Origin of the sequence: Aeromonas cavernicola, assembly GCF_002795305.1 — a bacterium.
Classification (GTDB): Bacteria; Pseudomonadota; Gammaproteobacteria; order Enterobacterales; family Aeromonadaceae; genus Aeromonas; species Aeromonas cavernicola.
Map to the genome: position 1 here is coordinate 1 of NZ_PGGC01000114.1, position 5,477 is coordinate 5,477.

Sequence of the window (5,477 nt, forward strand, 5' to 3'; positions counted from 1 at the left end):
TGGGGCCAGTGGCCCCACCCAGTGGAGATCAGGGCAACACTCCCAAACGGGAGCGACTAGCGCAGTCTGTCGCGCTTCGTTCGGGAGTCGGCAAGCGCAGCGCGGCAGCCTTAACGACTGCTTAGATCCACCTCGATGCGGCGAAAACCGATGGTGTGCGCCGTGTTAACCCCAGCATCGATGGTCTTAAAGACCCGCCAGCCTCCGCGCTGGCGTTCCAGCACTTCCGTTTCTGCATTGCGGCCAAACTTCACCAGGTGAAGATGGTAGCCGGCACCCATCGGGGTCGGGGCGATCACCGCCTTGGCAAAGCCCCCTTGTTCAAATACCCACTTCGCCTTGATCTCTTCCATATCAAAAACCTTTTTTGATGATTCATATCTACGTTATGACACCAACGCAGCTAAACATCAAATTATAATTACGAACCATCAAATTCTAATTTTGATTAGCGTTACTCAGGTTCGTAGAACCGCACTCGGGTTTCAAAGGGGCGCCCCTTTGGCACGCCGATAGGATGCAGGCACGCCGACGGTACAAACGCAGTTTGTATACGCTCGGTCTCGTGCCTGTATACAGTCGGTGTCGTGCCTGAAGGCAGTGAATCATTTTCTAACGAGCGGGCGGAGGGATACACAAAGAGACACAAAAAGGGGCACACACCACAAAGCACAGGACACACAAAGAGACACATAAAAGGTCAAAAAATCAGTTGGTTGGACACAAAACAGGGCACAAAATGGGGCACATTAAAGACTTGCGGGGTTGTATGAGGGAGATCCAAAAAGAAAGTGTCCATAAACAGCTCAACCGCCAAACCCTACAGATCCCCTACAGATCCCCTACAGAAAGCCTACTAAAGCCCTACCGTTCACCCACAGAACACCTACTGCATACCTACGGAATGCCTACAAAATGGATTGCAGAATGCTGCATGGAGGTAAGGGAGAGGACAAAATAGAGTACAAAACGGATGACAGGTGACGAGCCCACAAAATCGGATGACTAATTTGATGAATCAAAAAGGTAATTTGAAGGACGTTCCAGAGGAGCAATTCAGTAAGTACGACGTTGTGGACCATTTGACTAGCCGTGTGGAGATCGCGGCATACCTAGAAGCCGCCAAGGAAGAAAACGATCCATCCCTCCTTGCTGCTGTCATGGAGGACATCCACCAAATCGAAGCGCGGCAGTGCAAAGGAGACAGCCAGTGACATATCGCCCATTGGCGACAAAGGAAATAGCAGAGCTACGGGAAGAGATGAAGGCTGCCGGAGAATGGGCGAGAACGGTGTTAGGGCAAGAGCGGCGGCAAACGCCAGCAGTTTGCGAATCCTGCCCTAACACCTCAAATTTCGTACGTACGAAAAAACCAACCCCGCTCCGTGGATAAGCCCTACTGCCCACAGGCCAAAAACACGGCCTGATGGACAGCCCTTCGGGAACGGGCTTAACCACCTCGCCAAGATCCTCTCTCGATTATGAAGAGCTCAAAGACAACGGCCTAAAGGCCGCGCGAAAAAGGATGTCGCAGAGCTCCCCAGTGAGCGGGCTCTCCTATCTTTCCGCTGCGCTTCAAGATAGGAGAGCCCTCCTGCTTGGCTACGTTAAAAATGACGTAGTTACACAAGATAGACTCGCCTTGCTCCGGACTATCGAGACTGCTTGCGGCAGCTCCCTCTCACGCGCTCCAGAGACACACCCCGTCCTTGCTGCATCTGCTTTAGTCCCCGCCTGATGGCCAGACTGCCGCGCCGTTTTTTAAGAGCTGGCCGTGGTTGGTTCCCCGTTACGCTCTGCTTGCAAATGCCCCACGGTTGCGAATCGTGGGCGGCTGTGGTGCGCGATCGCACGCTGGGCAGTATGTGAGATTTCCCCGTTCTGCCCGACCAACCACACCCACCCACGGCAACAAACTCATGCTTCCAATCCGTGCGGGTACGACAAAGCGCCAAAGGTGGTGGCCTTCGGTAACGGGCGTTAGAGAGGGAATTTGCTTGAAAGATACGGCATGGTGCCGCTAAACTGATTAGGACTTTGGGTAGCTGCTTCCCTCTTACGGAGCCGTTACCTGGTACAAAGAGCGCCAACTCTGAATACCATCGAAAAACCGCCCGCCAAGGCGGTTTTTCGTTTCTGCGACGCACAGATTACGATCTGGATCCGGATCCACGCAAGCTGAACTTGCCGGTTTTTAGCAGTAAAACGTCACATACATACCTGATAATCTTCATAAATGCGCCTTGGTATCCTGAGAGGATAGCCCCACAAGATTATCAAATTTCAAGTGCGCACCATCAACTCACGATAAGCCCTCAACGAACTCGGTAAGAACATCCTTGATCGTTTTGCCTTGAGCTGCGGCATGGATTTTCAGCCGAGTATGCAGAGCCTCAGGTAAGTCGAAATTGACCCGTTTCAACTTCTCATTCCCTGCTATATCACCCATCGTCATAGCCCGCTTTTCGCTGCTTGGGCGGCCAGCCTTCAGAATGCTCATTTACTCAAAACCTCACTTACTCACAAGAGTGTTAACTCATTCTATCAATTGCAGCACTTCGATTGCCAAGGCTCGGATCTCTTGGGCTGCATTGCTGTTAGGCTCGGCATCGAGGACCGTTGTACCCGCTGCCGCAGTACTCGGATAGGCCACGCTCTGAGTGATTCTCGCCTCCATCACAGGTAAACCATAACCCTCCAGAGCCTCCTTGATTTCTGCACCGATCTTAGTGTTCTTGATGGCCCTACTAACGACAAAAGCGGCTTTGAGTCGGCCATCAGTCATCTCTATACGCTGCTTAACTAGATCAACGAGATCGGAAGCAGCCCAAATGTCATAGGGCGAAGGCTGGACTGGAATCAGTATTAGGTCACTTGCTTTGATAGCCGATACAGCCAAGTCAGCCGCTTGTGGAGCACCGTCAATTACGATCAGGTTTTTATGAGACACCGCCTTTATGTCGCGCTCAATGGTTGGCCTATCGATCCCAACAACCGGTACAGGTTGCTCGTCCCGAACTGCGGCCCAATCTCTAGCACTTCCTTGGGGATCGCTATCGATCAAGAGCACATCATGGCCAGCCAGCTGGAATGCCCTACTTAGATGGGTAGCAATTGTGGTCTTTCCGCTTCCACCCTTCTGATTTAGAACTGAAACCACCTTCATAATAGAAGCACTCATTTACTCAAAACATCGTTTGATGCTCACCTCTTTATAAACAAATAGCAAGATCTCACTAGGCCCACTTCCCCCCCCATACCTCCCACACCCTCCACGGATAACATGGATGACATCAGATAACACCAGATAACATCTGATAACCCGGATAACACCAAGCAAACAAAAAACCAATAAAAAACAATGACATACAACAGCCAGCCGTAATATATATTGCAATTGGGTGTTGTAGTCTCAAAAATAAAAAACAATTGCATTACTGAGTCGTCTTGTTTTAAAAAAAAGACCACGCGAGCAAGCATGACGTAAATCATTGATACAAAAGGAAAAATGGGATTAAATGCCATTATTCCGAAGGAGGGCTGGATGACGCAGAAATCAGAGGCAGTTGGGAAAAAGAGGCAAGAGGAAAAGCGGCTAGCCCTTCGTCAGCAAATCTGGGGGGATGAGCTAGAGAAGCTAGAACTTTGGGACAAAAAAACCCACAAAGGGTTTGCTTCGGTTCCGCGGACACTTCCACAACTAGCGCGAATAATGGACCGCTTTGCAGGAAAGGGGACCCCTGTATCTGGGACTTACATTGCTTTGCTTTGCAACGTCTTTGATAACAGCTTTCTCGAGATTAGAGATAAACAAAGGCTTGCATTTGAAGCCGGTTTTACTGGAGAAAGAGCTGTCACTACCTGGGTAAGTAGAATGAAAAAATTAGCTGACATGGGATTCATCAAACCCAAAGAAGGGGTATATGGAGAGTTCAGCTACGTGCTAATCATGAATCCCTTCATGGCTGTTCAATCTCTGTACCAGAGCACACCAAAAGATGAACTTTATAACGCGCTAGTAAGCAGAATGTCTGATGTTGGGACCAAATTTTAATCAAAAAGGATAATTAATGAGCGCTCCTTCTCCCACAGTGTACCAACCGTCAGACCTTAGCGAGGAGGTCATAAACGGGAAGAAGACTAAAAATGCACTGGTCACAAACCCGCAAACAGGTGGCTTGTCTTTTGGAAAAATCCCACCGAACAGCAATGGCGTCAGCGAGGGGGAGATTTACTTAAAATTAGGCCTTGCCGGACATGGGAGACAACGTACAGGGGCCTTTGGGGCGCGTCATGTTTGGGAAAAGCACAAAGGTGACCTAGGAATCACAACGCCGGATCAAACGCCAATGATCATCGCAGACATTCTGAGTGAAGGCGTGGACATACTTTTAAGCAAAACTGATGCCGCCCGTCCCATCGCGCTGAACACAACGTGTGGGGTGGTGATTCTTGAAAGAAAGGTTATAGATCAAGTTACGAGCTACTCGATCGTATCCGCTTATGGGAAGAAGAACATCACAGGCATAGTGATTGGGAAATTGATAAAGCCCAGCTGACATAGCCAGCTGGGCTTTGAATTTTGATAGCTCGTGGCTTCTCTTTAGCACGTGGGTTCAGAGAACACTATTGAAGTGTGGCTACCAGCAAGTCTTCTCAGCAAAGACTTGGTGACTAAACAGTAGAGAGCTGAAGCCCTGAGTAAACTCTCTAAAGAAGCCCTTTCACACCTTCAATATTGCGTGACTCACGCATTTAATGCAAGAAATTTTGCGTTTAATCCGTGCACCCAACAGGCCTGACATTTCATGTAAAACCGTCAAAAACTGATGCGCATAACGCCTTTTATGTTCAATTGCCGATTTCACATGGCAAAACGGCCACTCCGTCAGGATATGGCCGCCTGTATCGCGTTTGGTGGCGTTTCGACGCTCCAGACAGGGCATTTACTGCCTGAAAGTTTGCAACGCTTCTGAGGCGGTTTGAGGGCCGGATCCTGCGGGGTATGGTTTCGGCCTGTTTTTGCATCCTGCGGCTTGTTTCGGTATCTTGCCCCACCCTTCGAGGTGCACCCGATCAGATAAGCCGCCTCGATGGTGGGAAAGTGGGGCCGCTGGCCCCAGTTTTTCGCCCCCCCGCCTCGCCCTGCAAATGTCTCACTTCTGTCCCAGTTCTGTACCGGTTCTGTACCGGTTCTGTACCGGTTCTGTACCGGTTCTGTCCCACTTTTGTACCGGATCTGTACCGCTTTTGTACCGGATCTGTACCGCTATCCGCTTCGCGGTGTTCCAGTACCCCCGAACAGTGCAGCCCTTAACGACATAGCCACTCTTCACGCCGTCATTCCGCCCTTAAAAACGGTGGTCCACAGCCATACACATTACACACCAGCAAAGCTGGTGTAACGCATTGAAACAAAAGGGGTGGCTTGTCTTTTTAGTGCGGTTTAAATGGTGGCACAAACGCCATAACAGCAT

General features: G+C 50.0%; 6 protein-coding genes. 3 read left to right on the forward strand and 3 right to left on the reverse strand.

The genetic code is table 11. From position 1 onward, the window contains the following. Nucleotides 1–110 precede the first annotated feature (110 nt). Nucleotides 111–353, reverse strand: coding sequence for a hypothetical protein (locus CUC53_RS12795; RefSeq protein ID WP_042469152.1), 243 nt, complete (start codon nt 351–353; stop codon nt 111–113). A 660-nt stretch (nt 354–1,013) separates the two neighbouring features. On the opposite strand from CUC53_RS12795, the gene CUC53_RS12800 reads away from it, so the two are divergent. Next, complete coding sequence (locus tag CUC53_RS12800) at nt 1,014–1,214, forward strand: hypothetical protein (RefSeq protein WP_157798269.1); 201 nt, start codon at nt 1,014–1,016, stop codon at nt 1,212–1,214. 1,088 nt (nt 1,215–2,302) lie between these two features. Here CUC53_RS12800 and CUC53_RS12805 read toward each other — a convergent pair. Next, nucleotides 2,303–2,500 carry a plasmid partition protein ParG gene (locus CUC53_RS12805; protein WP_100294521.1) on the reverse strand — a complete coding sequence of 66 codons (198 nt, stop codon included), beginning with the start codon at nt 2,498–2,500 and terminating at the stop codon, nt 2,303–2,305. 36 nt (nt 2,501–2,536) lie between these two features. Further along, complete coding sequence (gene parA / locus CUC53_RS12810; protein WP_457921753.1) at nt 2,537–3,181, reverse strand: ParA family partition ATPase; 645 nt, start codon at nt 3,179–3,181, stop codon at nt 2,537–2,539. Between the two features lie 363 nt (nt 3,182–3,544). Between parA and CUC53_RS12820 the strand changes: the two genes are divergently transcribed. Both CUC53_RS12820 and CUC53_RS12825 read left to right on the forward strand, forming a co-directional pair. Then, nucleotides 3,545–4,054, forward strand: a complete 510-nt coding sequence (locus tag CUC53_RS12820) for a hypothetical protein (protein ID WP_100294524.1) — start codon at nt 3,545–3,547, stop codon at nt 4,052–4,054. Between the two features lie 16 nt (nt 4,055–4,070). Beyond that, entirely contained in the window at nt 4,071–4,559 is a 489-nt protein-coding gene (locus tag CUC53_RS12825) for a hypothetical protein (protein WP_100294525.1), read from the forward strand. Nucleotides 4,560–5,477 lie beyond the last annotated feature (918 nt).

Excerpts from the sequence above, each read along its gene's own strand:
- CUC53_RS12795 (WP_042469152.1), bottom strand. The coding sequence starts at position 353 with ATGGAAGAGATCAAGGCGAAGTGGGTATTTGAACAAGGGGGCTTTGCC.
- CUC53_RS12800 (WP_157798269.1), top strand. The coding sequence starts at position 1,014 with ATGAATCAAAAAGGTAATTTGAAGGACGTTCCAGAGGAGCAATTCAGT.
- CUC53_RS12805 (WP_100294521.1), bottom strand. The coding sequence starts at position 2,500 with ATGAGCATTCTGAAGGCTGGCCGCCCAAGCAGCGAAAAGCGGGCTATG.
- parA (WP_457921753.1), bottom strand. The coding sequence starts at position 3,181 with ATGAGTGCTTCTATTATGAAGGTGGTTTCAGTTCTAAATCAGAAGGGT.
- CUC53_RS12820 (WP_100294524.1), top strand. The coding sequence starts at position 3,545 with ATGACGCAGAAATCAGAGGCAGTTGGGAAAAAGAGGCAAGAGGAAAAG.
- CUC53_RS12825 (WP_100294525.1), top strand. The coding sequence starts at position 4,071 with ATGAGCGCTCCTTCTCCCACAGTGTACCAACCGTCAGACCTTAGCGAG.